General features: G+C 45.8%; 33 protein-coding genes. 15 read left to right on the top strand and 18 right to left on the bottom strand.

Annotated elements, in window-relative coordinates; translation table 11 throughout:
* The first annotated feature begins 265 nt into the window (after nt 1-265).
* Nucleotides 266-1339 (top strand): tRNA 2-selenouridine(34) synthase MnmH, encoded by a 1074-nt coding sequence (gene mnmH / locus ADU24_RS11750; protein ID WP_053366812.1) that lies wholly within the window; start codon nt 266-268, stop codon nt 1337-1339.
* A 142-nt stretch (nt 1340-1481) separates the two neighbouring features.
* Here the strand turns inward: mnmH and sda are convergent, their stop codons facing one another.
* On the bottom strand, nt 1482-1613 hold the full coding sequence (sda, locus tag ADU24_RS11745) for a sporulation histidine kinase inhibitor Sda (protein ID WP_053366811.1): 132 nt from the start codon (nt 1611-1613) through the stop codon (nt 1482-1484).
* Nucleotides 1614-1860: 247 nt separating this feature from the next.
* On the opposite strand from sda, the gene ADU24_RS11740 reads away from it, so the two are divergent.
* From ADU24_RS11740 to ADU24_RS11720, 5 genes are all read left to right on the top strand, one after another.
* Nucleotides 1861-2106, top strand: coding sequence for a hypothetical protein (locus ADU24_RS11740; RefSeq protein WP_053366810.1), 246 nt, complete (start codon nt 1861-1863; stop codon nt 2104-2106).
* A 28-nt stretch (nt 2107-2134) separates the two neighbouring features.
* Nucleotides 2135-2338 (top strand): DUF6501 family protein, encoded by a 204-nt coding sequence (locus ADU24_RS11735; RefSeq protein ID WP_053366809.1) that lies wholly within the window; start codon nt 2135-2137, stop codon nt 2336-2338.
* 63 nt (nt 2339-2401) lie between these two features.
* Entirely contained in the window at nt 2402-3001 is a 600-nt protein-coding gene (locus ADU24_RS11730; RefSeq protein WP_156324567.1) for a GNAT family N-acetyltransferase, read from the top strand.
* A gap of 16 nt (nt 3002-3017) precedes the next feature.
* Nucleotides 3018-3401: a fluoride efflux transporter CrcB gene (gene crcB / locus ADU24_RS11725; protein WP_053366808.1), complete on the top strand. Its 384-nt coding sequence runs from the start codon at nt 3018-3020 to the stop codon at nt 3399-3401.
* Nucleotides 3398-3739 carry a fluoride efflux transporter FluC gene (locus tag ADU24_RS11720; protein ID WP_053366807.1) on the top strand — a complete coding sequence of 114 codons (342 nt, stop codon included), beginning with the start codon at nt 3398-3400 and terminating at the stop codon, nt 3737-3739. The genes crcB and ADU24_RS11720 overlap by 4 nt, the downstream gene beginning before the upstream one ends.
* Before the next feature lie 146 nt (nt 3740-3885).
* Here ADU24_RS11720 and ADU24_RS11715 read toward each other — a convergent pair whose 3' ends face one another.
* Complete coding sequence (locus ADU24_RS11715) at nt 3886-4161, bottom strand: hypothetical protein (RefSeq protein WP_053366806.1); 276 nt, start codon at nt 4159-4161, stop codon at nt 3886-3888.
* Nucleotides 4162-4222: 61 nt separating this feature from the next.
* On the opposite strand from ADU24_RS11715, the gene ADU24_RS11710 reads away from it, so the two are divergent.
* From ADU24_RS11710 to ADU24_RS11700, 3 genes are all read left to right on the top strand, one after another.
* Nucleotides 4223-5053 carry an ABC transporter substrate-binding protein gene (locus ADU24_RS11710; protein ID WP_053366805.1) on the top strand — a complete coding sequence of 277 codons (831 nt, stop codon included), beginning with the start codon at nt 4223-4225 and terminating at the stop codon, nt 5051-5053.
* A gap of 34 nt (nt 5054-5087) precedes the next feature.
* Nucleotides 5088-5747: an amino acid ABC transporter permease gene (locus tag ADU24_RS11705; protein ID WP_053366804.1), complete on the top strand. Its 660-nt coding sequence runs from the start codon at nt 5088-5090 to the stop codon at nt 5745-5747.
* A gap of 172 nt (nt 5748-5919) precedes the next feature.
* Nucleotides 5920-7119, top strand: coding sequence for a M20 metallopeptidase family protein (locus ADU24_RS11700; protein ID WP_053366803.1), 1200 nt, complete (start codon nt 5920-5922; stop codon nt 7117-7119).
* Between the two features lie 71 nt (nt 7120-7190).
* Here ADU24_RS11700 and yidC read toward each other — a convergent pair whose 3' ends face one another.
* The 7 genes from yidC to ADU24_RS11665 all read right to left on the bottom strand — a co-directional run bounded on the left by yidC (nt 7191) and on the right by ADU24_RS11665 (nt 13890).
* Nucleotides 7191-7973, bottom strand: a complete 783-nt coding sequence (gene yidC / locus ADU24_RS11695) for a membrane protein insertase YidC (RefSeq protein ID WP_053366802.1) — start codon at nt 7971-7973, stop codon at nt 7191-7193.
* A gap of 26 nt (nt 7974-7999) precedes the next feature.
* Entirely contained in the window at nt 8000-8290 is a 291-nt protein-coding gene (locus ADU24_RS11690) for a hypothetical protein (protein WP_053366801.1), read from the bottom strand.
* Between the two features lie 132 nt (nt 8291-8422).
* Nucleotides 8423-9001 (bottom strand): biotin transporter BioY, encoded by a 579-nt coding sequence (locus ADU24_RS11685; RefSeq protein WP_053366800.1) that lies wholly within the window; start codon nt 8999-9001, stop codon nt 8423-8425.
* A gap of 94 nt (nt 9002-9095) precedes the next feature.
* Entirely contained in the window at nt 9096-9824 is a 729-nt protein-coding gene (locus ADU24_RS11680) for an urease accessory protein UreH domain-containing protein (protein ID WP_053366799.1), read from the bottom strand.
* 204 nt (nt 9825-10028) lie between these two features.
* Nucleotides 10029-10778 carry a pyruvate formate-lyase-activating protein gene (gene pflA / locus ADU24_RS11675; protein ID WP_053366798.1) on the bottom strand — a complete coding sequence of 250 codons (750 nt, stop codon included), beginning with the start codon at nt 10776-10778 and terminating at the stop codon, nt 10029-10031.
* 52 nt (nt 10779-10830) lie between these two features.
* On the bottom strand, nt 10831-13077 hold the full coding sequence (pflB, locus tag ADU24_RS11670) for a formate C-acetyltransferase (RefSeq protein ID WP_053368902.1): 2247 nt from the start codon (nt 13075-13077) through the stop codon (nt 10831-10833).
* Nucleotides 13078-13437: 360 nt separating this feature from the next.
* A complete protein-coding gene (locus ADU24_RS11665) occupies nt 13438-13890 on the bottom strand; it encodes a cupredoxin domain-containing protein (protein WP_053366797.1) in 453 nt (150 codons plus the stop codon).
* Between the two features lie 184 nt (nt 13891-14074).
* Here ADU24_RS11665 and hutU point away from each other — a divergent pair, with 184 nt between their 5' ends.
* Together hutU and hutI are read left to right on the top strand one after the other, a co-directional pair.
* Entirely contained in the window at nt 14075-15736 is a 1662-nt protein-coding gene (gene hutU, locus ADU24_RS11660; RefSeq protein ID WP_053366796.1) for a urocanate hydratase, read from the top strand.
* A gap of 48 nt (nt 15737-15784) precedes the next feature.
* A complete protein-coding gene (gene hutI / locus ADU24_RS11655) occupies nt 15785-17059 on the top strand; it encodes an imidazolonepropionase (RefSeq protein WP_053366795.1) in 1275 nt (424 codons plus the stop codon).
* A 441-nt stretch (nt 17060-17500) separates the two neighbouring features.
* On the opposite strand, the gene ADU24_RS11650 is transcribed toward hutI, so the two are convergent.
* The 3 genes from ADU24_RS11650 to ADU24_RS11640 all read right to left on the bottom strand — a co-directional run bounded on the left by ADU24_RS11650 (nt 17501) and on the right by ADU24_RS11640 (nt 19278).
* Nucleotides 17501-18184, bottom strand: a complete 684-nt coding sequence (locus ADU24_RS11650; RefSeq protein ID WP_053366794.1) for a DUF421 domain-containing protein — start codon at nt 18182-18184, stop codon at nt 17501-17503.
* 72 nt (nt 18185-18256) lie between these two features.
* Nucleotides 18257-18904 carry a molybdate ABC transporter permease subunit gene (gene modB, locus ADU24_RS11645; RefSeq protein ID WP_053366793.1) on the bottom strand — a complete coding sequence of 216 codons (648 nt, stop codon included), beginning with the start codon at nt 18902-18904 and terminating at the stop codon, nt 18257-18259.
* A gap of 131 nt (nt 18905-19035) precedes the next feature.
* Nucleotides 19036-19278 carry a YkuS family protein gene (locus ADU24_RS11640; protein WP_053366792.1) on the bottom strand — a complete coding sequence of 81 codons (243 nt, stop codon included), beginning with the start codon at nt 19276-19278 and terminating at the stop codon, nt 19036-19038.
* Between the two features lie 88 nt (nt 19279-19366).
* On the opposite strand from ADU24_RS11640, the gene ADU24_RS22575 reads away from it, so the two are divergent.
* Nucleotides 19367-19498, top strand: coding sequence for a YuzL family protein (locus ADU24_RS22575; protein ID WP_082306889.1), 132 nt, complete (start codon nt 19367-19369; stop codon nt 19496-19498).
* Nucleotides 19499-19918: 420 nt separating this feature from the next.
* Entirely contained in the window at nt 19919-20878 is a 960-nt protein-coding gene (locus tag ADU24_RS11635) for a nuclease-related domain-containing protein (protein ID WP_053366791.1), read from the top strand.
* 34 nt (nt 20879-20912) lie between these two features.
* Here ADU24_RS11635 and ADU24_RS11630 read toward each other — a convergent pair whose 3' ends face one another.
* Complete coding sequence (locus tag ADU24_RS11630) at nt 20913-22529, bottom strand: ABC-F family ATP-binding cassette domain-containing protein (RefSeq protein WP_053366790.1); 1617 nt, start codon at nt 22527-22529, stop codon at nt 20913-20915.
* 243 nt (nt 22530-22772) lie between these two features.
* On the opposite strand from ADU24_RS11630, the gene ADU24_RS23670 reads away from it, so the two are divergent.
* Nucleotides 22773-22907 (top strand): hypothetical protein, encoded by a 135-nt coding sequence (locus ADU24_RS23670; protein ID WP_269432230.1) that lies wholly within the window; start codon nt 22773-22775, stop codon nt 22905-22907.
* Nucleotides 22908-23199: 292 nt separating this feature from the next.
* Here the strand turns inward: ADU24_RS23670 and ADU24_RS11625 are convergent, their stop codons facing one another.
* Both ADU24_RS11625 and ADU24_RS11620 read right to left on the bottom strand, forming a co-directional pair.
* On the bottom strand, nt 23200-23802 hold the full coding sequence (locus ADU24_RS11625) for an SCO family protein (RefSeq protein ID WP_053366789.1): 603 nt from the start codon (nt 23800-23802) through the stop codon (nt 23200-23202).
* 96 nt (nt 23803-23898) lie between these two features.
* A complete protein-coding gene (locus ADU24_RS11620) occupies nt 23899-24597 on the bottom strand; it encodes a Crp/Fnr family transcriptional regulator (protein ID WP_053366788.1) in 699 nt (232 codons plus the stop codon).
* Nucleotides 24598-24788: 191 nt separating this feature from the next.
* Between ADU24_RS11620 and ADU24_RS23545 the strand changes: the two genes are divergently transcribed.
* On the top strand, nt 24789-24974 hold the full coding sequence (locus ADU24_RS23545) for a cold-inducible protein YdjO-related protein (RefSeq protein WP_053366787.1): 186 nt from the start codon (nt 24789-24791) through the stop codon (nt 24972-24974).
* Between the two features lie 22 nt (nt 24975-24996).
* Here the strand turns inward: ADU24_RS23545 and ADU24_RS11610 are convergent, their stop codons facing one another.
* The 3 genes from ADU24_RS11610 to yhfH all read right to left on the bottom strand — a co-directional run bounded on the left by ADU24_RS11610 (nt 24997) and on the right by yhfH (nt 25760).
* Nucleotides 24997-25182: a hypothetical protein gene (locus ADU24_RS11610; protein WP_053366786.1), complete on the bottom strand. Its 186-nt coding sequence runs from the start codon at nt 25180-25182 to the stop codon at nt 24997-24999.
* 46 nt (nt 25183-25228) lie between these two features.
* The gene (locus ADU24_RS11605) at nt 25229-25474 is read right to left on the bottom strand and encodes a hypothetical protein (protein ID WP_053366785.1); all 246 of its coding nucleotides are present in this window, start codon (nt 25472-25474) and stop codon (nt 25229-25231) included.
* A 151-nt stretch (nt 25475-25625) separates the two neighbouring features.
* On the bottom strand, nt 25626-25760 hold the full coding sequence (yhfH, locus tag ADU24_RS22565; RefSeq protein ID WP_082306886.1) for a protein YhfH: 135 nt from the start codon (nt 25758-25760) through the stop codon (nt 25626-25628).
* Between the last annotated feature and the right edge of the window lie 131 nt (nt 25761-25891).

The raw sequence follows: 25891 nt of genomic DNA, 5'->3' as shown, positions 1-25891 counted from the left end.
TTGAGGGTATTACGTTAGGCTTTCAGAGAAAGTCACGATGAGTGACAAGCGTAGGCCGGAATCGCGTTAGGTTGTCAGGGAAAGACCGGATGAGTGACAAGCGGAGGCAGAAAATTAGTGGCTGCAAAAATAGACAACATTCAGCGGAAAAGATGCGTAAAATTTAGCAAAAGATTGGTTGTATAGAGCAAGGACATTTGCAAATACGCCTGAATCCTATAAAATAAGAAAATAAAGTATAAAACACAGAGGTGCCAATCCAATTTTGAGAGAAATTACAATAGAAGAACTATTTTCAGCCAAAAATCCAGTTGTGTTCGATGTTCGTTCACCAATAGAATTCAAAGAAGGGGCCATTCCCGGAGCTAAGAACGTTCCTTTGTTCACTGATGAGGAGCGGGCAAAGATCGGCACCCTTTACAAAAAAGAAGGTTCCGACGCCGCAAAGTGGCTTGCAATGGAGATTGTTTCACCAAAAATCCCACAAATGCTTCGAACAATCCGTGAATATGCCGGCCCAACCGGACTGCCTGTCGTCCAATRCTGGCGCGGAGGGATGCGGAGCAAGGCGGTCACATCCTTCCTTGAATTTTCCGGCATTACGGCAAGGAGGCTCCAGGGAGGCTACAAGGCTTACAGGCAATATATTTTGAAAAGAATTCCCGAGCTGCTCCCTGAAAAGTCGGTTGTCATCCATGGCATGACTGGCACCGGGAAGACAGAGGTGCTGCATATCCTCGAGCGGAAAGGTTATCCCGTTGTGGATCTTGAACGGATGGCGGGCCATAGGGGATCAATATTCGGCGCCATCGGGCTTGGTGAGGGAAACACCCAAAAAATGTTCGATGCGCTATTATTCGAGCGGCTTGCCGAATTGAATAAACCTCCGTATACAATTATGGAAGCCGAAAGCAAACGGATCGGACGGATTGTCCAGCCCGATGAATTGATGGATGTGAAAACGAACGGCATCCACATCCAAATCCACTTGCCGCTTGAAGTACGGATCAGCCATATTGAACAGGAGTACATCTCTCCTTACAAGGACGAGCCATGGTACCATGAAAAAGTGAAGGAAGCTTTGGACCGTATCATGAAACGCATCAAGTCCCAAGAAGCGAAGGAAGTGCTAAAGGAGTGCCTCGCCGGCAAGGACTATTCCGGGATGATCAGAATCCTGCTCGAATCCTACTACGATCCGATGTATGAGCATAAACAGCTTGAATACTTTGGTGATTTTAAAGAGATTTTTGCGGAAACGTTTGAGGAAGCAGCCGCTAAGATAGAGGACTATTTAAAGGAATTGTCATTGGGCCCAGTTTCCGCGGTTCAAGGCTAAAGGGAAAAAGCATCCACGGGATGCTTTTTTACATTCCAGAGAAATCAGGAAGTACGTCCTCTTTCAATTTCCAAAAATTTAAACAGCCGCCGGCATGGAGCCGGCGGCTGAGTTCACTTGGCGATGTTAAAGTTTACTTACATTACTTTTTGAAAGGCCTAAGCCCCCTGCGCTGAATCTCATCTTTCAGGATTTTAATCCATTCTTTCTCCGTCCCAGTCTTCATTGCATCACGATAAGAAACGACAAGCTGCTCATTGCTCATAATTTTCATTGGTTTGTAATGCCCTCCTTGGAAACGTAGATTGAATATTCAGTTTCTAACATTGTAAAGCTTAAATCAGCTTTTGGGAAGCCTTTTTTAGAAAATATTTAAAAACAGTACAAAAGGACGGGCAACACAACTTATTTCCTAAAAGGTTGCTAACTTTTCTTATTCCAAAAATATTCTGAGATGTTTCGGACAAATCCCTCCCGTGGTAAAGAAAGAATGCCACCCTTTAAGAAAGAGGTAGAGATAGATGAAAAAAGACAACGGGTTTTATAGGCTCCATTATGGCAACAACCATTATACAAATCTGCAATTTATCCGAAAAGATCACATATGCAATACTTCTTATATGACGTTCAAGGATACACTGAACGGGGATGTTTTCACGTTTGAAACAGATCAAATAAGGGAGCTCGAATTCACACAGTTTCTGGATATTCCGCTGCCAACGTACACGGTGCCCCTTGCGGATACCGCCCCGTATTCATTATACTGATGTCATATACTTATAAGGGGGCCATATGATGAGGCATTTGGATTGGCAAGAAAAAGAAACTGTTAAAAAAGTGAAATGTGTTCACGCCAACGCAAAAAAATACATCGTCAACAATGTCCTGACGCCAGGTAACGTTTATGACGTTAAAAATGAAACGGATGAGTTTTATTTTGTTGTAGACAATACCGGTAAAGTTGGTGGATATTACAAGGAATATTTTCAGGAAAGCTAATTGGGCTGCCGGTTAACCCGGCGGCTTTTTGCATTTGCAGGACCTGAGGGGGAGATGAAGCTCATGATCTTTCGCGTGCCAATTATAAGGGATTATGTAATTTTGGAAGAGATGGGAACCGGCCATTCTAATGAGTTGTGGGAGGCTGGAAAGCAAACTGAAATCTGGCGGTTCATGGCCACGAAAATTTCCACAAAAGCCGAAATGGGACAGGTGATTAAAGCCGCCCTAGAGGAAAAAAAGAAAGGTGTCCAGTTCCCCTTCATCATACGAAGAAAATCGGATAGGAAGATAATCGGGAGCACACGATACCTTGATATATCCCAGCAAAACAAAAGCCTTGAAATCGGCTGGACCTGGCTGAACCCAATCGTATGGAAGACAGCCGTAAATACAGAGTGCAAATATCTGCTTTTGGAAACAGCTTTTGAGGAACTTGGGTTCAACAGGGTGCAGCTAAAAACGGACGGGAGGAACGTTGTCTCGCAAAGGGCAATCGAACGGATTGGCGCAGTAAGAGAAGGCGTCCTTAGGCAGGAGAGGAAGCTGCAGGATGGATTTATCAGGGATACGATTGTGTATAGCATCCTTGCTTCCGAGTGGCCAGCGGTAAAAGAGGGACTGCTGAAGAGGCTGGGCCAGGGTAAACAAATTTCGCAGTGAAAGAATGTGTTAATTCATGATATATGTCTTTGTCGGTATTGGCGGTGCAATGGGCAGCATACTTCGCTATTTCCTTACATATCTTCATTCGCCTGAGTCGGTGATCCCTTATGGAACATTGTTCGTCAACCTGACTGGGTCTTACGTGCTTGGCTGGTTCACCGCAAGGTTCATCGGTTTTAAAAAGCTGAATCCGCGTCTATCCGCCGCTTTTTCAACGGGGCTTCTCGGTTCGTATACAACTTTTTCAACCTTTTGCCTGGAGTTGGTTAAGCTTATGGAATCCGGGCACTATTTTTACTCTTTTGCCTATTTAGTCGTCAGTCTGGCAGGCGGGTTCCTTCTCTCCTGGCTTGGATATAGGACCGCTTTTGTGAAAAGAGGGGGCATGCAAAGATGAATTTGCTAATGATTGCGGTTGGAGGTTTTCTCGGGGCTGTCTGCCGGATGTTTTTTTCCCGCCGGCTGAATAGGGAGGAAGCTTTTCCGGTCGGCACGATGCTTGCGAATTTCATCGGCTGTTTGCTGCTTGGTTTTTTGGCGGGCAAAGCGGCTAGCGGTAACGTATATGCCTTATTCGGGATTGGCTTTACGGGCGCCCTTACGACGTTTTCAACGTTCATGCTTGAACTGGTTAAGGCGCCCGGCAGAAATCTCCGCCTTCGATACATGGCCGCAAGCTTGGCAGGCGGTATTTTATTGGTTTATATAGGACTCTTGCTAGGAGAGTGGCTTTAAAGGAAGTGCCGGATTCGGTGCTTCCTTATTTATTTTTAAAGGAAAATGAAAACGATTTTTTACGGTAATGAGCATGTTACATTATTAATAGTATCATCCTTTATCATCAGTTGACTTTGGATGGAGAAATAAGGATTAAGTAATCATCAAAACCCTCCTAAAATAATTTTTTCCACATATCCTCCCCTAATTTCTTGTTTCAAATTTAGTTCCTGATTAACAGGACCGTCATCAAAAAATACTTTCCATAAATCCGTGTTTGGCGGGAAAAGCTTTGTTTTATCATGGAACGAAGCTTTTTTTATTTTCTGTATTATAACTTTCCCTAATATCGCTTTATTTAGCAGGATAGGTTTTGAATATGAATCTTTCCATAAAAAATTCTTGCAAAATAGAAAATTCCCCGCTAAAATAAACAACATAACTTTATCTCGCTAAAGAATTAGAGAATTAGAGAATTAAAGAATTAGAGGAGGAATCATCATGAAAAAAGCATTCAAGTTTGTACTTATCCTTATGGTGGCATTAATGGCAACCGCCTGTGGGGCAAAGCAGGACATTCCGGAAGCAGCAGGCAAAGCCGCGGAGAAGTCCGCAACGAACGGGAACACGCTGGAAGAAATAAAGAAGAAGGGCGAGATTACAATCGCCGTTGACGATACGTTCCCACCGATGAATTACAGGAACGACAAAAATGAATTGGTTGGTTTTGATATTGACCTCGCAAAGGCGGTTTCCGAGGAGCTTGGAGTCAAGGCGAATTTTATCCCGACAGCATGGGATGGAATCCTGCCAGGACTAGATGCAAAACGCTATGACATCATCATGTCTTCAATGGGCATTACCGAAGAGCGGAAACAGAAAGTTGATTTTGTTGAATACTTGCGATTGGGCCAGATTCTTGCAGTTCAAAGCGGCAACCCGCTAAATATTCGTACAAAGGAAGATTTGTCAGGGAAAAAGGTCGGGGTCCAGATGGGTTCGACAAGTGAAAGCGCGGCAAGAGAGATTGATGGAGTAAAGGAATTGAAGGCGTATAACGGCTACACGGATGTCTTTAATGACCTTGCGCTTGGGCGGGTTGAAGGGGTCATCGTCGCAGAGGCGGTAGGCAGGTATTATAAGACTCTTAAACCGAAAGTTTTTGATGTAGCAGGAGATCCATTCTTGAAGATGCCAGTCGGGATCGCGGTCCGGAAAGACGATGATTCGCTTGAAAAAGCATTGAATGATGCTGTTCAAAAATTAAAAGAAGATGGTACATTCTCAAAGATCAGCAATAAATGGTTTGGGGAGGATGTAACCAGACAATAGACACTTTAAGCAGGATGAAGGAGAGAGGAAAACAATGGATTTTTTCACATTTGCTCTTACGTATCTCCCCTATTTGCTGAAAGGGGCCCTCGTGACAATTGAAATTGCTGTTATCGGGATTGCAGCCGGCAGTATCATCGGCTTGTTCCTTGGGCTTGGAAGGGTATCAAAGGTAAAGTTTTTTTCGAAAATCAGCGGGTTATATGTTTGGGCGGTCCGCGGAACGCCGCTATTGCTGCAGTTGTTTGTTATCCACTTCGCGATTCCATCGATGTTCAGCGCGCTGACGATGCCGCCGTTCGTTTCTGCCTGCATTGCACTTTCGCTGAACGCGGGCGCCTATATCGGGGAAATTGCCCGGGGCGCCATTCAGTCAATTGACAAAGGGCAAATGGAAGCTGCAAGGTCCCTAGGGCTTAATTACCGCCAGGCAATGCGCTATGTCATTATTCCGCAGGCTTTCCGCCGCATGCTGCCGCCACTTGGAAATGAGTTTGTTGCCTTGATTAAGGAATCGTCGCTAGTTTCAACAATTGCGCTCTATGATCTGCTTCGGACAGGGCAGCAAATCATCAGCAGCACATACCGCTATATGGAGATTTTTATTATGGTCGGGGCAATCTATTTATTGCTAACAACCTTTATGACAGCAATGGTTGGAAAAATTGAACGCAGGGTAAGCGTGTACGAATAATTGGCCGCAACGAACTTAAGATTGCAAAAAATCCGGGGCTGTCTGCGAAATACCAATTGCCAAAGTGGCAGGCAATAGGGTAGTTTTAAAAGGATAATGGCTTAATTTTACGACCCCTCCGGGTGGACTTTTTAAAATGATAACCCGTGGTATTCTTTGGGAGGAAAATTTAATGGCAGCAGTAAACGAAGTAATCAAGGATAAAGTTGAACAATTGTTTCCTAGGCTGGTGGAGATGAGACGGCAGCTTCATATGTATCCCGAGCTGAGCAACAAGGAATTCAAAACGACAAGACAAATTAAGAAGTGGCTTGAAGAAAGCGGGATAAAGACTATCCCACTAACCATGCCAACAGGCACGGCCGCTGAGATCAAGGGAAGGGATGCCGGTGGACCGACTGTTGCAATTCGCGCGGATATTGATGCTCTGCCAATCCAGGAAGAATCCGATCTTCCATTCCGGTCGAAAGTAGACGGCGTCAGCCATATGTGCGGACATGATGTGCATACGGCCATTGCCCTGGGAGCTGCAGTAATCCTGCAGGAAATGGCCGACGAGCTTCCCGTTAATGTCCGTATCCTGTTCCAGCCGGCCGAGGAAGCTGAAGGCGGTGCGGAAGGAATGATTAAGGAAGGACTTCTTAAAGGAGTCAACTCAATCATTGGCCTTCATAACAGCCCGGAATTGCCAACAGGCACTGTTGGAGTCAAAGAAGGGTTTCTAATGGCTAGTGTCGATGATTTTTGGATTACCATTAAGGGAAAAGGCGGGCACGCAGCACTTCCGGAGAAAACAATCGATCCGATCGTCATCGGCAGCGCGATTGTCGGGCAGCTGCAAACAATCGCGAGCAGGACAATTTCCGCGAAGGAGTCAGCAGTTGTAACAATTGGTTCATTCCAGGCGGGTGCGACGAACAATGTCATCCCAGATACCGCAATGCTAAAGGGGACAGTTAGGACATCCAATGAACAGGTAAGGCGTAAGATAGCTGAAACCTTCAAGCGGGTTGTGACAAATACAGCCTCCGCGCTTGGCGGGGATGTAGAGATTGATTATCAATTCCTATTGCCTGCTGTCTTTAATGACGCGGGGGTTACAGCGATTGTCCGCGAAGTTTCGGAAACGATTGTCGGAAAGGAAAAAACAGTTGTAGCCGAGCCAACGATGGGCGGGGAGGACTTCTCCTTTTACCAGCAGGAAGTCCCTGGATGTTATGTCTGGCTGGGGTCCGGCAATGAAGCGAAGGGAATAAAAGAAATGTGGCACCATCCGAAATTCATGGTTGATGAAGAAGCAATGAAAATCGGTGTTCAGCTGATGGTCCAATCGGCAATCCGCCTTTTGGAAAAGTCAACAACCCATGACTAACTCCACGAGTGTTATCGATTAATTCTAAACAAACAACCTTCCCGAATTTATTTCCGGGAAGGTTGTTGTTTTTATTTTTGTAGAGAAACTTTCGCCTCTGCCTTGGGAATCTGGTAAAGGCGTCTGCTGATCAGCGTTTGCAAAATGAGGAACGCACCGCCGACTGTCCAGTAAAGCGGAAGGGCGGCTGGCGATTTCAAGGAAAACATGACGATCATAATCGGCGACAGAAGCCCCATGTACTTCATTTGTTCCTGCTGCTGGGCAGGCATGCTTGATTGGGATACCTTGAATTGCAGGTAATAGATAAGCCCGGCAATTAGGGTAATGATCATATTCGGGCTTCCAAGGCTGAACCAAAGGAATTTATGGGATGCTATTTCCGATGAGCTGCGAATCGCATAGTAAAAGCCTGTTAGAATCGGCATTTGAATCAGGACTGGCAGGCACCCCATGTTCAAAGGGTTGACACCATACTTTTGGTACAGTGCAAAGGTCTGGCTCTGTAATTCCTTTTGCTTGGCAGGGTCCTTTTCAGCCTTGATTTTCTTTTGCAATGCATCTAGTTCCGGCTTCAGGCTGTCCATTTTGCTTTTCATGGCCAATTGATTTTTATATTGGCGGAGCATGAGTGGCATCAGCGCAAGCCTGATGATAAAGGTAATCAGGATAATCGCGAGTCCGTAATTCCCCCCGAACAGCTCACCGAAAAAATGGATGGCCGATCCGAATGGATGGACGATGAATCTTGTAAAAAAGCCCGCATCCCCATTTGAAGAAGATGAGCAGCCAGTCATGGCGATAACTGCAATGAAAAGGATAGTTGACAATAAAAGACTATTTTTATGTTTCATATTTCCTCCTGGTTAGTTAATTTGCGTTAACTGGCAGGGAGGAAATGCGGTTCTTCCGAGTCATCGTGTGAACCGTATTTTATTCGTATATATTTTCCGATCCAAATAAGTATGGAATTTACTATTTGTCTAAAGTTCTTATCCTGGATTGCCGAAAGGTTCAGCGCGGATAAGCCTGTATCCTGTTTTTCAATTTCCGCGAAGGATAGTTCGGTTCCCACATCAATCAGGAGTTTCAGAGCAATCCCAAGATAGATACCGGTATAGATTGCCGTCCAGGCATTTATGTCATACAGTTCCACAAGCAAATCTATCATGGAATCACCACCTTCGTGCAGATAAAAAAAGTATATAGCAGAATTCGGAAACAAGCAATGTGAATGAATGGAAAAAAATGTCGAGCAAGTTGGCTGCTCAGGCAAAAAAAGAAGCCGGAAATCAGCTTCTATTTAAGCACTATGTTTCATGTTGTTTTGAACTGGAAGGAGCAGGTTGGCAGATACGAGCCGCCTTCTGACGCCTATACCAATCGATGCTGCAAGCGCCGCTTTGATGATTCCCACAGGGATGAATGGATAAAAACCTCCTTTAAAAGCAGAGGCCCATTCAAGGCCAGCGGACATTTTCAGCCAAAAAGTTCCGAAAGCCAGCGTAACAATCATCCCGATTGTGTTAGCAATCATTGCGTTTTTCACCGTGAAGGATGTCCTTTCCATATACCAACCTATTAGGAAGGCGGTAGGGACAAAGCCGACGAGGTAGCCGCCAGTAGGGCCGAATAAAATGGAAACACCTGATTTCATTTCGGCAAAAACAGGCACGCCCACAGCGCCTAAAGCAAGGTAGACGAGAATTGACAGCGTGCCGTAACGGGAGCCCAGGATCGTTGCGGCAAGGCCAATCGCAAGCGTTTGTCCTGTAATCGGCACAAGTGGCAAGGGAATTGTCATCTGTGCCAGCACCCCTGTTATGGCGGCGAATAAAGCCGCGAGAATCATCCTTCTTAAACGTAATTGATCATTTGTCATTGCTACTCTCCCCTTTTGTTGTGTTAACCTAATTTATGTATTGGTTGACAATAAACACTTTATAACGGAGGAGAGTTGTTGTCAATATGGAAGTTCACCAATACGCCACAGTATCGAGAAGGCCAATAACAATCAGGAAAACACCTGCGGTTTTTTGGACAAAGGAGCCAAATTTCCGGCTCTTTCGTAAAAGGGCGCCATCCATCCCAAAGAACCAGACAATCATCAAAAAGACAATTAACGGAAGGGAGGTGCCGACCGCGAAAATCGATGGAAGAATTACTCCATATGAGGTACTTAGGACAATTGGCATCAATGTGATAAAAAACAGGATGAACATCGTCGGGCAGAAAGAAATTGAAAACGCCGTTCCCATTAGGAATGAACTCCACTTCCCCCCAGAGCGGTTGGCGGGGATAAATGAAAATATTTTATCAAGGAACCCCAATCTAAACCACCCTGCCAAAAACAGGCCGAGGAGGATAATGAATGGGCCAATCACTTTCCTTGATGCTGCGAAGAAGGTTATCAGTGTATCCTGGAATTCCCGGCCAATCGCCCAGACTGACAACCCAAGCAAGGAGAACACAACTATTTTTCCAAAAATAAAAAACAGGGCGTTCGCAGTCTGCCCGGGGGCCTGAATGCTTTTATTCCCATAAAAAGTGATGGCGCTGATATTACCCGTCAGCTGGCATGGTGCCAACGCTCCGACAATTCCGAGCAGAAAGGCGGCAAGTATAGGGAACTGGCCGGATGGGTCCACCATCGACAGAAAAGGCGTGCTCAGGAAGTTGCTGATGCTTGTAAGAATTTGGTGCATGGAGCATTCCCCCAAACGAATATCTTTCTTTTAAAATAACATGAAAATATGGAGAAACAATGCAGGACATGTGTGAATATATAAAATCTACGTAAGGTAAATAGAAAAAATGCTGCCGGCTGACAGCATTTTCTCTATAGTACGATCAGGGCCGATTCGTTCATCTGAAATTCAGCTGAAATCCACTGCTGATGCAAGGTTACTTTATAAAAAGGATGGGGCATTCCACGACTTTGTAATAATCTCATAGGCTTGCTGAACTTTCTCTTCGCTCGGCGGTTCAACATCCATGAGTGGGTATTCGTGGCCCAGGGCTTCCCATTTATACACGCCGAGCTTATGGTACGGGAGAATTTCCGCCTTTTGTACGTTCGCGAGCGTTCCGATAAAGTCACCCAATCTACTAAGATCTTCATGTGTGTCCGTCACGCCGGGAACGAGGACATGCCGAACCCATACAGGAATAGTTTTGTCAGACAAATATTTTGCAAACTCGAGGATATGGTCATTCGCCATGCCTGTAAGATTGATATGTTTTTTTCGGTCAATATGCTTCAGGTCAAGCAGGACGAGGTCTGTATACTCCATTAATTCGTCGAGCTGGTCGAGGAAATGCCTTGAGCTTGAAAAACATCCTCCTGATGAATCGATTGTCGTATGGATTCCCACTTTTTTGCATTCCTTGAACAACTCAATCAGGAATGGTACCTGAAGGAGGGGTTCACCGCCGCTTACCGTGATTCCTCCACCCGACCCTTCAATGAAAGGAAGATAGGAACGGAAATCATCCATAATTTCAGAAACGGACATCTGCCTGCCGGTTCCTATTTCCCATGTATCGGCATTGTGGCAAAACTGGCAGCGAAGCAGGCATCCCTGGGTGAAAATCACGTAGCGGATTCCCGGCCCGTCGACCGTTCCGAATGTTTCGATTGAATGAATATTTCCGTTCATGGTTGATTCTCCTTTCAATGGGAGGGGCGGACAGCTGCCCGGACCCTATCCGTTACAGCGATTCATGGAATGTCCGGTTGATGACGTCCATCTGCTGTTCCCTTGTGAGCTTAATAAAGTTTACCGCATAACCGGAGACCCGGATTGTCAGTTGCGGATAAAGTTCCGGATGCTCCATCGCATCCATCAGTGTTTCCCTGTTAAAGACATTGACATTGAGGTGGTGGCCCTCTTTAATTGCATACCCGTCGAGGATGGATACAAGATTGTTGATGCGGCTATCGTCTTCCTTGCCCAATGCCTTTGGCACAATCGAGAACGTATTTGAAATTCCGTCAAGTGAATATTCATAAGGAAGCTTTGCGACAGACGATAGGGAAGCAAGCGTCCCTTTTGTATCGCGGCCATGCATTGGGTTTGCGCCTGGTGCGAATGGTTCGCCAGCACGGCGGCCGTCAGGAGTATTTCCTGTCTTTTGGCCGTAGACAACATTGGACGTAATCGTCAGGACCGACATGGTTGTCATCGAATTTCTATATGTTTCATGTTTTCGAAGCTTGTTCATAAAAGTTTTTACAAGATCGACGGCGATGCTGTCAACTCGGTCATCGTTGTTTCCGTACTTAGGATAATCGCCATTCACTTCAAAATCGACGGCGATGCCATTTTCATCGCGGATTACTTTTACTTCGCCGTACTTGATCGCACTTAGCGAGTCTGCGACAACACTTAGCCCCGCGATACCCGTTGCCATTGTACGGAGAATCTCGGAATCATGCAGCGCCATTTCAATCCGCTCATAGCTGTATTTATCATGCATGTAATGAATGACATTCAGCGTGTTAATGTATAGGCCGGCAAGCCATTCCATCATGTTATCGAACTTCTTCATAACTTCTTCGTAGTCGAGGACATCGGAAGTAATTGGTGCATAATCAGGCCCGGCCTGAATTTTCAGCTTTTCATCGACTCCGCCATTGATTGCATAAAGGAGCGCTTTTGCAAGGTTGGCCCGGGCTCCGAAAAACTGCATTTGCTTGCCAATGGCCATCGCGGATACGCAGCAGGCAATACCATAATCGTCGCCCCACTCAGGACGCATGATGTCGTCGTTTTCATATTGAATCGAACTTGTCTGGATGGACATCTTCGCGCAGTATTTTTTGAAATTGGCCGGAAGCTGTGTTGACCATAGGACGGTCAAGTTCGGCTCTGGGGCCGGGCCAAGATTGTCAAGGGTGTGCAGGAAGCGGAACGAGCTCTTTGTTACGAGCGGGCGTCCATCCAGGGCAATTCCGCCAATCGATTCGGTTACCCAGGTCGGGTCTCCGCTGAATAGTTCATTGTAATCAGGCGTACGCGCGAATTTCACAAGGCGCAGTTTCATGACAAAATGGTCGACAAGCTCCTGTGCTTCCGTCTCTGTCAACACGCCGTTTTCCAGATCGCGCTCAATGTAAATATCCAGGAAAGTCGATACGCGGCCAAGGCTCATCGCCGCTCCGTTTTGCTCCTTAATAGCTGCTAGGTAGCCAAAATACAGCCATTGGAAAGCTTCGGCAGCATTTGAAGCAGGGGAAGAGATATCATAGCCGTAGCTCTTCGCCAGTTCCTTCAATTCATCAAGGGCGCGGATTTGCTCTGCAAGCTCCTCGCGGTGGCGAATTGTCGTTTCGGTCATTACGCTGCTTGTTGCTTTTACATCTTTCTTCTTTTCCTCAATCAGCAAGTCGACGCCGTAAAGCGCTACCCTGCGGTAGTCCCCAATGATACGGCCGCGCCCATATGCGTCCGGAAGGCCAGTGATGATTCCCGCTTTACGGGCGAGCATCATTTCATCGGTATAGGCATCGAACACACCCTGGTTATGGGTTTTCCGGAAGTCCGTGAAAATCCGTTCAATTTCCTCGTTCAGCTTATAGCCATACGCTTCACAGGCTGCTTTCGCCATGCGGATTCCGCCGAATGGCTGCATGGAACGGTTAAACGGCTTATCGGTCTGGAAACCGACAATCTTTTCCAAGTCTTCGTTCAGGTATCCCGGCCCATGTGATGTGATCGTGGATACTGTTTCGGTATCCATATCGAGAACGCCGCCTTTCTCGCGTTCCTGCGCCGTTAGGTCCATAACCTGTACCCAAAGGGCTTTTGTTGCTTCTGTCGCTCCCGCTAGAAAAGAATCATCGCCTTCGTATAGATTGAAGTTGTTCAAGATAAAATCCCTTACATTTACCTCATTTGCCCACTTACCAGTTTTGAAGCCTTTCCAGTGCGAAAGCTTCCGATTGGTATTAACCATTGTGGTTTGAGCCATTTTGGTTCACCTCTTCATTTATTTTGAAAACTATATAACAGTTTTATTGATATTATCTTACCTCGAGTATAACAGATGGAATGTGAGAAAAATCACCCTAAATCGGCCTTAATTGTTACTATATTGTGAAACTTGATTTTATTAAGGATTAGAGGTTTTTGTATATTTTCAGAAAAATAGAAAAGCAAATATCTGTATTAGTCCTGTATGCTTGTATCGTAAAACTGTTATACAAGAGAAAAGCTTTATTATCAACATTTTTACAATGGAGATACTGTGAACAGGAAGTTTAAAAGGAAAAACAAAAAAGCTGCCCCCCGTTTCCGGCGCGCAGCTCCCAATCCGCTAGTCGACGTTAATATAGGCAATCATCGGTCCGTTGTGCTCTTTATCCGGGTGGATCTCACAAATTAGCCTGTATGTCCCTTCTTTATCAAAAGAAAGGTCCACCACTGTTTCTTCACCCTTTTTAACGGTTCCTTTTATTGAAGTATTTTCAATGTGGAAAGGATGCTCTTTGCCGTTCACCCCATAAATAATTAAACGCACCTTTTCTCCTTTTTCCATAAAAATTGTTCCCGGATCCCATCTGTAAGCCTCAATTTTCTTGCCGCTTGGTAGTGTTGACATAAACTCACCGGTGACCATGTGGATTTCTCTTGGTGAATTCCCTGCTGTTTCATTAAACACCACCGTATCGCCTGCCTTTAAAAACCACCAACCGGCAGCTAAAACAATTCCGATCGCTGCTGCAAGAAAGATGATTGCCGTTCCTTTTCTAATTGTTAAAAATTGCATGAGGTTCCCTCCCAATCTTTGTCCTATTTTTAATTTATGCTCAATAGGCAGGTAAACTTGTCTATTTTTTCTGAAACTTCCTTTATAATAAAAAGGGGATGGTTAGTGGCCCCACGAATACGCATCTCAGCATAGCCCCCAGAAACAGAATGAAGTTTTAGCCATCGGGAGGAGGAAGCAAAAAATGAAAGCGGAAACAAAAAACAGGGTAGTAAGGTACAGAGGTGCCGAACTGAATACGAAAGGGTGGATTCAGGAGGCCGCACTCAGGATGCTAATGAACAATCTGGATGAGGAGGTCGCCGAAAATCCTGATGAACTTGTCGTGTATGGTGGGATTGGCAAGGCAGCCAGGAGTTGGGACTGCTTTGATGCTATCGTTGCATCCCTGAAAAAACTCGAAAGCGATGAAACATTGCTTATCCAGTCAGGAAAGCCAGTCGCCGTGTTTAAATCCCACGCCGACGCGCCGAGGGTACTTATTGCGAACTCGAATCTGGTTCCGGCCTGGGCGAATTGGGAAACATTCCATGAACTCGATAAAAAGGGACTGATGATGTACGGGCAAATGACAGCGGGCAGCTGGATTTACATAGGAAGCCAGGGAATCGTCCAGGGAACATACGAGACATTTGCCGAGCTGGCAAGGCAACACTTCTCGGGCAGCCTGAAACATACAATTACGCTCACTGCAGGGCTTGGCGGCATGGGCGGCGCGCAGCCATTGGCGGTTACGTTAAACGGCGGGGTTTGTTTGGCGATTGATACAGATATTCACCATATCCAGCGCAGGATTGAAACAAAATACCTGGACATTGTCGCCGATTCGCTTGAGGACGCGCTTTCGAAGGCGAAGGAAGCGAAACATCAGGGACAGGCGATTTCAATTGGGCTTGAGGGGAATGCGGCTGAACTTTTACCAAAAATGCTTGAGTTGGGCTTTATTCCTGATGTCCTCACCGACCAGACATCCGCCCACGATCCGCTGAACGGCTACATTCCCGCGGGTTATACGTTGGAAGAAGCCGCGGAATTCAGGAAAAACGACCCGGATGGCTATGTGAAAAAGTCATGTGAGAACATGGCGGTGCATGTAAGGGCAATGCTTGAGATGCAGAAAAAGGGCGCGATAACGTTTGATTACGGAAACAACATCCGGCAGGTCGCGAAAGACGAGGGTGTTGAAAATGCGTTTGATTTCCCGGGATTTGTGCCTGCGTACATCCGCCCGCTGTTCTGCGAAGGAAAGGGACCGTTCCGCTGGGTTGCGCTTTCGGGGGATCCAGAGGATATTTACAAAACTGATGAGGTCATCCTCCGTGAATTTGCCGACAACGAGCATCTTTGCAACTGGATTCGCATGGCCAGGGAGAAAATCCAGTTCCAGGGCCTTCCGTCAAGGATTTGCTGGCTTGGCTATGGGGAGCGGGCCCGCTTTGGGAAAATCATCAATGATATGGTCGCGAGCGGTGAACTGAAAGCGCCAATCGTCATTGGGCGGGATCATCTTGACTCCGGATCGGTCGCATCCCCGAACAGGGAAACGGAAGGGATGGCGGATGGAAGCGATGCGGTCGCGGACTGGCCGATTCTGAATGCGATGATCAATGCGGTTGGCGGCGCGAGCTGGGTATCAGTCCATCATGGGGGCGGCGTAGGAATGGGGTACTCCCTACATGCCGGCATGGTCATCGTAGCAGATGGTACAAAGGAAGCAGAGCGCAGGCTGGAACGCGTCCTGACGTCAGACCCGGGAATGGGAATCGTGCGCCATGTCGATGCGGGATATGATTTGGCAGTTGAAGCGGCCAGGAAGAATGGGCTCAACATTCCGATGCTTGATTAGCCCCTTACGGATTGCAGGGCAACTAAGAAGAAAGGGGAATTACGGCAAATGACCAAAGCAATTTTTATAAAAAATGCCTCACAGGTGATTACTGTGAAAGGCTACTCGGGGAAACCAGCCATTCGTGGGGAGATGAGTGAGCTCTCTATCATTGAAAATGGGGCGGTCCTCCTGATTGATGGGAACATCGCGGCGGTTGGCTCCTATGAGGAAGTAGAAGCGGCCGCGGGCGACGTGCTTGACGGGGCAGAGATGATTGATGCGTCCGGGAAAATTGTTCTTCCCGGCCTCGTCGACCCGCATACCCATCTTGTCCATGCGGGAAGCAGGGAAGAAGAATTCGGAATGCGCCTGAAGGGCGCAACGTATATGGAAATTATGGAGAGCGGCGGCGGAATCCATGCCACTACGTCAAGGACGAGGGCTGCCTCCGAGGAAGAGCTTTTCCGCGAAGGAATGAAAAAGCTCGACTACTTCCTGTTGCACGGGGTAACGACTGTTGAAGCGAAAAGCGGCTATGGCCTCGACTGGGAAACGGAATACAAGCAGCTTCTTGTTGCGAAAAAGTTAAATGAAGCCCATGTGTTGGATGTTGTCAGCACATTCATGGGAGCCCATGCCGTTCCTGCCGAGTACAAAAGTGACCCGGACCGTTTTATTGATCTTATTATTGAAGAAATGCTGCCTAAAGTAGCAGCTGAAGGGCTTGCCGAATTCAACGACGTGTTCTGTGAGCGGGGCGTTTTTACCCCTGAACAATCACGGCGGCTTCTGGAAGCGGGAAAACAGTATGGCCTAACGCCGAAAATCCATGCCGATGAAATTGAGCCATACAAAGGGGCGGAACTTGCGGCAGAAGTTGGCGCGATTTCCGCGGACCATTTGCTGAAGGCTTCGCAAACAGGGATTGACATGATGGCAGAAAAAGGCGTCATTGGCGTCCTTTTGCCCGGGACTGCCTTTTTCCTGATGGCGGAAAGCGCGAATGGCAGGAAAATGATCGATTCGGGGGTCGCCGTCGCTCTGTCGACTGATTTTAATCCAGGGTCATCGCCGACAGTCTCGTTGCCGCTCATTATGAATCTGGCCTGCCTGAGGATGGGCATGTCGCCTGAGGAAGTTATTACAGCCGCGACAATAAATGCCGCTCATGCGATTGGACGGGCGGGCAATGTGGGCAGCATTGAAAAAGGGAAACAGGCGGATATCCTGATTGCCAATGTCCCGAATTATAAAAGGCTCCAGTACAATTACGGGATGAATCATACGGATACTGTAATCAAAAACGGGAAATTTGTTGTAAGGGATGGGGTATTGTGCTAAAAGAGTACCTGGAACCAGCCCAGTTGGCGTGACGGAGAGATGGGAGGGCGAAAGACCCTAAGGTTAAGGACTGGAATTGCCAGGCGGATACCGGCTACAGTAGGGGTTCCGCTATCCCGGTCATCACTCTCGGTGTCGGGAGCATCCGATTTTTAATTGAAAACGGGGTAATCGAAGGCAGGAATGTTTTTAATATCGGGCTTCATGGATTTTTAACGGACAGACTCTGTTGGCCTACTTGATAATGCGTTCGCCCAGGGAGTCCCGCATCGACCTCAGGCGGGATGGCTTCCCATGAATTATTCGAGGCAGTTTACGAAGCGGGCCATTCAGCAAAAGCTGCAGCTATGGACATTGTCTACCTGGATCCAACGAAGGGTACGCCAGCGCGGGCAACGGTTAAAACAGGAGTTTACACCTTCCTGACTTTTTTCACCGGACTCAGGAATCGTCAGAGCTAACGAGGAAAAGGAGACGGTCAGTGGAAATAACGGCGTACCGGACACTTTCGGCATTGACACTTTTTCCATATAGATATCCTTCTAACCAAGAAATGAACGGGACGGGATACGTCCGGTACAGGCAGGCTCCATCACGGATTAGTTCGGCGGGCAACTGGACATCTTTAAGAAGGAATTCCGGAATTGGGCAGGCGAAGCTCCCCTTATCAAGGGGGGCTTTCTTTTTGATTGAAAGGATACCGTTCGGCTCGAGTATTGCTTTTTCAACTTCAGAAACCTTGAAAATCCCACTCTCTCGTAAATGCTGGTACAACCCTTCCTTTGTCAGCTTCACGCTTCTTAGGTTCTTCTCATTGATTTTTCCATCTGCAATCAGGATAGAGGAGGGGCCGGAAAGGATTTTATAGAAAAAAGGGGACCGATACGTCCCGATGGCTGCTAGATAATAGAGAAAAACTAGCGTCGCGAATGAGCAAGCCATTGGCAAAAATTTCAGATTGACATTGAAGCCCATATTTGACACAAGCGAGCCTGCGGTAATGGCCATCGCCATATTGAAATGGTTCTTATGCGCGTTGATTTGCCTTCCGAACAAAGCGAGGATAAAAAGCAATAATAGAAACGAAACCGCGGTTCTCAAAATCGATGAAGCAATCTCTTCCACAAAAGCACTTCCCAACAATTTGTTTAAGATAGCGGGTGTAGTTTGCCATGCTTTTGGGGAAATATGCAGCCACTATTTGTTTTTTAAAAAGGAAGAAAGATAGAGCATGATGAACGAAATAATAATAAGCAATACAACGAGGAACCAAGCTTCATCCGTCCTGCCTGACTCCATTGCCATGTAAATCGCGATTGGGGCTGTCTGCGTTTTTCCGGGGATATTCCCGGCGAACATGAGTGTTGCCCCGAACTCCCCCAGTGCACGGGCGAAACTGAGGATCCCGCCGGTGATTAAGGCCCTTGCCGAAAGAGGCAGGATGATATGAATAAACGTCCTCCATGGTCCGGCGCCGTCCATCTTGGCGGCTTCCTCAATTTCGGGATTAATGGATTCAAAGCCTGTTTTTGCCGACTGATACATTAACGGGAACGCGACAACGGTCGAAGCGAGCGCCGCCGCCCATGGGGTAAACATGATTGGATGCCCGAAGACCGTGTCAATCATGGCTCCAATTGGGCTATGTTTTCCAAACAGGACAATAAGCAAAAACCCGACCACGGTCGGGGGAAGGACAACGGGCAGCATGAAAAATGTTTCAACGGCGGTTTGTCCGCGGAATCTTCTTCCCGCCATTGCCCGCGCGAGCAAAACACCAATCGGAAAAGCAAGCCCTAGAGCGATGGCAGCTGTTTGAATTGAGAGAATAATAGGATTAACCAAATCTTATCCATCCAGTCACAATTGTAGTACCGCCATAAGGGCGACTTGTCTTCCCATATCCTGGACCGGTATGGAAAGACAGTCTTAATTTAACAAAGAATAGCGGTCCTGTCACTTGAAAAATAGTTTGGTTACCCGATCCTGTTCTCAATAAGGCTGCATACTTCTTCCGCCGAAAGGCCGTTTGCTTCAATAACGGGAGCCTTTGTCACTGTATCCTGGATGCCCATTATGTTCGAGTCCAAGCCGGTAACCACACAGCACGCACAATCGGCCGCATCCGACTCCTGCTTCAGTTCCACCACGTCATATCCCCGTTCCCTCAAGGCCTGCTGTACATTGCTAAGGGACTGTTCCACTCCGATCTTTGCCATAAATCCACACCTCCTTCGCCCATATCTTGCCCTTTTTTGAATAATTGATGCGGCGGGGTTCACCCTAATGGGTGGGAGGTGTTTTGAATTGGGCAAAAGAAAACAGGATCCATCCACAATCGGCCTGAATTCATCCGAGGTGGAAGGGCAGGGAACCACGGACAGGGAAACAGGGAACAAGAAAGCCCCTTCGTCCAGGAATAAACAGAAGCGGTCATAGTCTTTTGGGTAAGGCGGAACTCTTTTGAAATGGGTTCTGTCTTTTTTTATTAAGTGGGTTTTTTGAAAAAAGGATGGAAACTACCTTGAACAAGGTGGTAAGGGTGAAAACTAGCGCTGTAAATTTTCTGAAAGTTTAGATAAGGGCGAATGAGTGAAATAATGGGGCGAATAATTTGAAAAACAGGGTGAAACATAAGAAATTTGGGGTGAATAAAATTTTTAGGCTGGAATGCAGTTAGTGAAAAAACCTTATATTTACAAATACCACATTTTACGAACTTTTCTACATTATATAGTACCTCTATTTTACATTTAATGTTAAAAGTGTGTCTTTTTTTCAACAATATACAACGGTTGAAGGATTACACCAGTAGATTATAGAAGAAATAAAGCTGAAAAGATGAAAGGAGTTGTTTTTTTGCTAATAAAAGCCCGCGGGGTACCAATTTGGATTCAATGCCTCGAAGCACTTCTCCGGTTGCTGCCCTCAAATCACCGTCTCATCCCTGATATCCGCCGAAACCTGAAATACCGCAAAAAAGGATACAACGGCGAAAAAAGTTCCGATTACTATGCAGGCCTTCTTGACCAAAAGGAATTTCTCATCCTCCATGATTTAACCCTTTTTCACAAAAAACTCCATTTTCAAATCGATACCCTCATTCTAACTGCAAGGTTTTTCCTAATTATTGAAATCAAAAGCCTTGAGGGGGAACTGTACTTCAACCATGTGACCGGCCAGCTTACTGTCTCCCGCCATGAAACAGTATCGGGTGCGGATAATCCTCTCATTCAGGCATTAAACCATTGTATACAACTTAGAGGATGGCTCGCAGCCAATAAAATGAAACGGGTGCCGATTGAACATCTAGCCATCATCAGCAATACGCAATCTGTCATTAAATGCAGTAACCATGAAACTGCCAGGCATGTTGGCACGGACAAGAGCCTTCCGCTAAAAGTTATGGAGCTATCGAAGCATTATAAAGAAGAGCTGCTCAGTGAAAAGGAACTTAAAAAGATTGCCAGGATGATTAAAAAGGCGCATTCCCCGCAGCCTGTTAATATTATGGGTTTATATAAACTCAAGCACGAAGAACTACTAAAATATATCGCTTGCCAAAATTGCGGCTGCAGGCCAATGGAGAGAGTAAGGGGGGCATGGCATTGTAAAAAATGTTTCGCCAATTCAAAAGATGCCCACGTTACAGTTATTTCTGATCATTTGCTTGTACAGGAAAACCGGATTAGTAACAGGGAATGCCGTGACCTTTTAGGAGTAAATTCAGTTAAACTCGCCAATAAGCTTTTAACAGGCATGGCCTTGAGTAAAGAGGGGAACACGCGGGGCCGGACATATTCACTAAAAATGGAATAGAAAAACAGGAGCTAAAAGCCCCTGTTTAAAAGTTTTAGTACATTTTCGCAACTTGTTCCTGAACTTCCTTGTTTTCAAGGTATTCGTCGTAGGTCATCTGCTTGTCGACCAGGCCGGATGGCGTCAATTCAAAGATGCGGTTCGCAATCGTCTGGATGAATTGGTGGTCGTGGGAAGCAAACAGGACGGAACCTTTAAAGTTGATCAAACCGTTGTTCAATGCCGTAATGGATTCGAGGTCAAGGTGGTTAGTCGGTTCGTCAAGCAGCAGCACGTTCGCGCCCGAAAGCATCATTTTGGAAAGCATGCAGCGCACCTTTTCGCCACCGGAAAGGACGCTTGCTTTTTTGAGCACCTCTTCACCAGAGAAGAGCATCCTTCCAAGGAAGCCGCGCAGGAAGCTTTCGCTGTCATCCTTCGGCGAGAATTGGCGCAGCCAGTCAACAAGAGTAAGGTCGCTGTTTTCGAAATAGGCTGAGTTATCCTTCGGGAAATAGGCCTGCGAAGTGGTGATTCCCCATTTGAAAGACCCGGCATCCGGTTCAAGTTCTCCCATCAGGATTTTGAAAAGGGTTGTCTTAGCCAATTCGTTTGTGCCTACAAGCGCGATCTTGTCATCCTTGTTCATTACAAAGCTAATATTATCAAGGACTTTCACGCCGTCAATCGTCTTGGTCAATCCTTCAACACGAAGCAAGTCATTGCCGATTTCCCTTTCAGGGGTGAAACCGACATATGGGTATTTGCGGGAAGAAGGCTTAATGTCATCAAGTGAAATTTTATCAAGCAGTTTTTTCCTTGAGGTTGCCTGCTTTGATTTTGACGCGTTTGCACTAAAGCGGGCAATAAAGGCTTGCAATTCCTTGATTTTTTCTTCCTTTTTCTTGTTTTGATCGTGTGCCATCCTTAATGCGAGCTGGCTGGATTCATACCAGAAATCATAGTTGCCGACATAGATTTGGATTTTACCGAAATCGAGGTCGGCGATATGGGTACATACTTTATTCAGGAAATGCCTGTCGTGGGAAACGACGATGACGGTGTTTTCAAAGTTGATCAAGAATTCCTCGAGCCATTGAATCGCCTTGATATCAAGATGGTTCGTCGGCTCGTCTAGCAGCAGCACGTCAGGCTGGCCGAACAATGCCTGGGCAAGAAGGACCTTCACTTTTTCCGAACCGGAAAGCTCGGCCATTTTTTTATCATGAAGGGATTCATCAATCCCAAGGCCTTTCAGGAGAATCGCGGCTTCGGATTCAGCCTCCCAGCCGTTCAGTTCAGCGAATTCGCCTTCAAGCTCTGCTGCGCGCATTCCATCTTCGTCCCTGAAATCTTCCTTCATGTAGATCGCATCTTTTTCCTGCATGACTTCATAAAGGCGAGTGTGGCCCATAATAACCGTCTTCAGGACTTCATGTTCCTCGTATTCAAAATGGTTCTGTTTTAATACGGCCATTCTTTCGCCAGGGCCAAGGTGGACTGTACCAGTTTGGGATTCGATTTCACCGGAAAGGATCTTCAGGAAAGTCGATTTACCCGCTCCATTGGCGCCAATCAACCCATAGCAGTTCCCGGGCGTGAATTTTATGTTAACATCTTCGAATAATTTCCTGTCTCCATACCGTAAGCTTACATTACTGACTGTTATCATAGCATCCTCCAAATAGACATAATCTACAAAATTATACCATGATTCTTAAGGGGGTGCTAACACTTTCAAATCGCTTCTTTTGGAAACAGTGTTTTCAGGTGCAAATCAGAGGGTATAACGAACCGAGTAAACGAACTTATTTGCGGAAAATTTTTCTTTATTTTTTTTGAGATTTTCACACTTTATTCATATTTTTGGTGTAGAATTGACTTATGGAAATGCCGGGAAGAGAAGGTGAATCGTATGGCTAAGCAAAAAATTGCCGAACTTGTCAAAAAGTTAAGGAAATCGGGGATTAAAGCAAGCATAACAAAACCGAAAGCTGATTATCTATCAAACCTGCAGCATTTGAACAATACTCCTTCTTCGGTTAACTAATCATGTAAAAAGCGGGTACCCTCGTCCAATTAGGGTACCCGCTTTTCCTTTGTTGTCTAGGAAATTATAGAATTGAACCTTGTGGATAACTCGAATTAAGTTATTTTAATCCAGCTCCAGCGCCTAGCCCCTCGAGGTCATAAGCCGGTTCCCTCCGGAGGGCAGGCCCATCCTGCGGGTCCCGTCTTATGCTTGTCGGGGCTGACCAAGGCGCTTGCGCACTTTGTTCTTGTCCTACAAAAAATTATACACTTGTTCCTTGTGTTTAGCCCGTAGCAAGATATTGCGATCCCTAATTTAGTTCATCCATAATCGCGCCCAAAACTTCCTTGCGATTGAATTCTTTCCCCATCGGGAACTTTTCAATGAATTTATTGTTTTCATCGACCAAATATGTGAATGTCGTATGGATGAAAAATCCGTTGCCCGGATCCTTGTATTGGAATTGGAATGGTTCGGCCGCTTTTCTAATTTGTTCGTGGCTGTTTTTTAAGTTGTTTTTATCGCCAGTCAGGAAAATCCAATTTCCGTCATTTGTAATTTCGAACGAGTCCATATACTTGCTCATTACCTCAGGCGTATCACGGTAAGGATCGATGGTGATCGTAATAAATTCAACCTTGTTGCCAAAGACGCCTTTCTTTTCCAGGTCCTTTTTCAATGCGGACATCTTCTGCGTTGTTGTCGGGCATACATCCGGACAGTGGGTATAGATGAATTCAATCAGCTTGAGCTTGGTTTTATCCTCGCCGAAGCTGTAAGCCTTGTTTTCGTGTGTGACCAGTTCGACATCGTCCGGAATTTTTGCCATCGCATCCCTAACCTTAAAGAAACCGATGCCTCCGCCAATTCCCAGTGCAATCGCAATAGCGCAAATTATAATCGTTTTTTTCATGAGAAAAATTCCCTCCCTTTACCAAAGATAAAGGAGTTTCCCCTAAATGCATATGGATAATTTGTGAACAAGCAGCTTTCCAAGAATTCTCTCTCATTAATCTACATTGCAATACTCGATCGGGCAGTTGTCGCAATGGTTTTCTTTTTTCAAAAAGCCGATGTCATGGATAACAATTTTCCTTGACCGGACACTAACAATGCCCATTTTCTTTAGGTCGGAAAGCATCCGGCTAACGATTTCCCTTGCCGTTCCGCAAAAATTGGCCAAATCCTGGGTTGTTAATGGGACATCGATTGTGATGCCTTCTTCGCCAACGACTCCATAGCTGTTGGATAGCCTTATCAAAGTGGAATAAAGCGCGCCCTTTTTTCCATAAAGAACGAGATCCTTGAACTTTGTCATCGTTTTACGCATATGGTCATTCATCCATTTGAGAAACTCCAGGGCGAGTTTGCTGTTTTTGAAAATAGCCCGCTCAAGGTCGCCGATGTTCAGCGCGGCAATTTTCGCGTCCTCGATAACACGTGCGCTGAATATATATTTCGGATCAACGGTGAAGAGGGTAAGTTCGCCAACGATATCATTAGCCCCTGAAAGCCTTAATAGCAGCTCCTGTCCTTGGGGATGCATTTTTAAAATTTGGACCTTTCCTGAAATAATCAAATATACCTCAGTTGCTTCCTGGCCTTCCCTAAATAAATAGGCCCCTTTAGGGCATTCAAACGTCCTGTTCGCCGATGAAAGGAGTTCATTTAAATCATAAGAAAGAGAAGGCTTGCCGTAATCGTCCACTGCTTCTCACCCGTTTCGAGAAAATGGCTGTTATTCTTTCATTTTATCTCATTAAAACTTCAAAAGTGCTGAAGCTTTTTTACAAAAAAGAGAACGATTGCGGCTGTATCAATCATAATAAGAAGAGATTGGCGCATACTAATGGGCGGAACTCTACTCAGGAAAGACAATTAATTGAAGGAGGGAATAGCTTGTTTTTTGGGAAACGGCTTTCGAATGAAAAGGAAGAGGAACAATTGGTCAGCACCGAAATATATTCATGTAGCGATGACGGCTGCAATGGCTGGATGAGGAAAAATTTCGTTTCCGATGATTTGCTGTGCCCGATGTGCGGAAGTTCAATGGACGCGGGGGTCAGGGAGTTACCTAAAATGTAAAAAAGAGCTGATGCCAGCTCTTCTAAAGGTTTTCATTTTGCTGCCTGATTTCATCGCCTGTCAAAAGGGTGTTGGCCTCTTCGATCTGCTTGTGCTCGTCGACGGAGTCACCCGGGACACTTTCCGGATTAGGGAATGTGTCGCCTGTTTCAATAGTGAACGACGGTTTTTTTATGGCTGGCGTTGTGTACTTTGTATTTTTCTCCATTTTTGTTCAGCTCCTTGGAGATAAGCATGTACAGAGAAAGTATGTTTTATTCTTGATTTTGAAAGGCTTTCCTTCGCCTGTAGCCTTCAAAAGTCCCAAGTTCGTTATTCAAAAGCATCTCCATTTCTTCAAGATCGGCCCTCCTCACTGGCGGGTCGGCGGGATTCCACTTAATTGTATAGATGAAATAGTACTCCTTTATTTGCCTGAATATGACGGGTGAAAAGGGGAATTTATCGAAAAGTGCTTTTATATTGTATTTTTTGGAATAAGCCCAGCTAACGAGCTTCATAAAAATATCTCCCTTTAGGATGGTTTTACTATTATTTAAACATCAGAAAGGGTTTTCAAACAATGCCAAATGGCCGGCTTTCGCATCCACTTATGCGAAGCCGGCCAAATTTGTGCAAAAACCGCCTATATCTGTTGATAAAAGATGTACATTAATCGTTCTGTTTGGCTAGGCAGGAATCACATTCGCAGAGATAGGACTCTGCCTGTTCAGGGATGGCGCTTCCGCATGTCGCGCATTGCTTCTGTGGAAGATTACGAAAGAACTCAATTGGATTGACCAGCATTTATACTCGCTCCTTTTATATGACAGATTTATGTTTTATACCCTTTTATAATACAGTTTAAGCATTTCTTTTATTTTTGTGACACCTAATTTTCCGTTTGGATAATCTTTTGAATATCGATTAATGCAAAA

Origin of the sequence: Bacillus sp. FJAT-27245 (genome assembly GCF_001273955.1) — a bacterium.
GTDB lineage: Bacteria > Bacillota > Bacilli > Bacillales > Cytobacillaceae > Bacillus_D.
Note: the sequence above shows the minus strand (reverse complement) of the source record. Positions and strands in the feature narration are given on the sequence as shown.

What these genes read in the sequence shown, in the direction of transcription:
- sda (WP_053366811.1), bottom strand. Translation starts at nt 1,613, where the DNA reads ATGAAAATTATGAGCAATGAGCAGCTTGTCGTTTCTTATCGTGATGCA.
- ADU24_RS11740 (WP_053366810.1), top strand. Translation starts at nt 1,861, where the DNA reads ATGAAAAAAGACAACGGGTTTTATAGGCTCCATTATGGCAACAACCAT.
- ADU24_RS11735 (WP_053366809.1), top strand. Translation starts at nt 2,135, where the DNA reads ATGAGGCATTTGGATTGGCAAGAAAAAGAAACTGTTAAAAAAGTGAAA.
- ADU24_RS11730 (WP_156324567.1), top strand. Translation starts at nt 2,402, where the DNA reads ATGATCTTTCGCGTGCCAATTATAAGGGATTATGTAATTTTGGAAGAG.
- crcB (WP_053366808.1), top strand. Translation starts at nt 3,018, where the DNA reads ATGATATATGTCTTTGTCGGTATTGGCGGTGCAATGGGCAGCATACTT.
- ADU24_RS11720 (WP_053366807.1), top strand. Translation starts at nt 3,398, where the DNA reads ATGAATTTGCTAATGATTGCGGTTGGAGGTTTTCTCGGGGCTGTCTGC.
- ADU24_RS11715 (WP_053366806.1), bottom strand. Translation starts at nt 4,161, where the DNA reads ATGTTGTTTATTTTAGCGGGGAATTTTCTATTTTGCAAGAATTTTTTA.
- ADU24_RS11710 (WP_053366805.1), top strand. Translation starts at nt 4,223, where the DNA reads ATGAAAAAAGCATTCAAGTTTGTACTTATCCTTATGGTGGCATTAATG.
- ADU24_RS11705 (WP_053366804.1), top strand. Translation starts at nt 5,088, where the DNA reads ATGGATTTTTTCACATTTGCTCTTACGTATCTCCCCTATTTGCTGAAA.
- ADU24_RS11700 (WP_053366803.1), top strand. Translation starts at nt 5,920, where the DNA reads ATGGCAGCAGTAAACGAAGTAATCAAGGATAAAGTTGAACAATTGTTT.
- yidC (WP_053366802.1), bottom strand. Translation starts at nt 7,973, where the DNA reads ATGAAACATAAAAATAGTCTTTTATTGTCAACTATCCTTTTCATTGCA.
- ADU24_RS11690 (WP_053366801.1), bottom strand. Translation starts at nt 8,290, where the DNA reads ATGATAGATTTGCTTGTGGAACTGTATGACATAAATGCCTGGACGGCA.
- ADU24_RS11685 (WP_053366800.1), bottom strand. Translation starts at nt 9,001, where the DNA reads ATGACAAATGATCAATTACGTTTAAGAAGGATGATTCTCGCGGCTTTA.
- ADU24_RS11680 (WP_053366799.1), bottom strand. Translation starts at nt 9,824, where the DNA reads ATGCACCAAATTCTTACAAGCATCAGCAACTTCCTGAGCACGCCTTTT.
- pflA (WP_053366798.1), bottom strand. Translation starts at nt 10,778, where the DNA reads ATGAACGGAAATATTCATTCAATCGAAACATTCGGAACGGTCGACGGG.
- pflB (WP_053368902.1), bottom strand. Translation starts at nt 13,077, where the DNA reads ATGGTTAATACCAATCGGAAGCTTTCGCACTGGAAAGGCTTCAAAACT.
- ADU24_RS11665 (WP_053366797.1), bottom strand. Translation starts at nt 13,890, where the DNA reads ATGCAATTTTTAACAATTAGAAAAGGAACGGCAATCATCTTTCTTGCA.
- hutU (WP_053366796.1), top strand. Translation starts at nt 14,075, where the DNA reads ATGAAAGCGGAAACAAAAAACAGGGTAGTAAGGTACAGAGGTGCCGAA.
- hutI (WP_053366795.1), top strand. Translation starts at nt 15,785, where the DNA reads ATGACCAAAGCAATTTTTATAAAAAATGCCTCACAGGTGATTACTGTG.
- ADU24_RS11640 (WP_053366792.1), bottom strand. Translation starts at nt 19,278, where the DNA reads ATGGCAAAGATCGGAGTGGAACAGTCCCTTAGCAATGTACAGCAGGCC.
- ADU24_RS11630 (WP_053366790.1), bottom strand. Translation starts at nt 22,529, where the DNA reads ATGATAACAGTCAGTAATGTAAGCTTACGGTATGGAGACAGGAAATTA.
- ADU24_RS23670 (WP_269432230.1), top strand. Translation starts at nt 22,773, where the DNA reads ATGGCTAAGCAAAAAATTGCCGAACTTGTCAAAAAGTTAAGGAAATCG.
- ADU24_RS11625 (WP_053366789.1), bottom strand. Translation starts at nt 23,802, where the DNA reads ATGAAAAAAACGATTATAATTTGCGCTATTGCGATTGCACTGGGAATT.
- ADU24_RS11610 (WP_053366786.1), bottom strand. Translation starts at nt 25,182, where the DNA reads ATGGAGAAAAATACAAAGTACACAACGCCAGCCATAAAAAAACCGTCG.
- ADU24_RS11605 (WP_053366785.1), bottom strand. Translation starts at nt 25,474, where the DNA reads ATGAAGCTCGTTAGCTGGGCTTATTCCAAAAAATACAATATAAAAGCA.
- yhfH (WP_082306886.1), bottom strand. Translation starts at nt 25,760, where the DNA reads ATGCTGGTCAATCCAATTGAGTTCTTTCGTAATCTTCCACAGAAGCAA.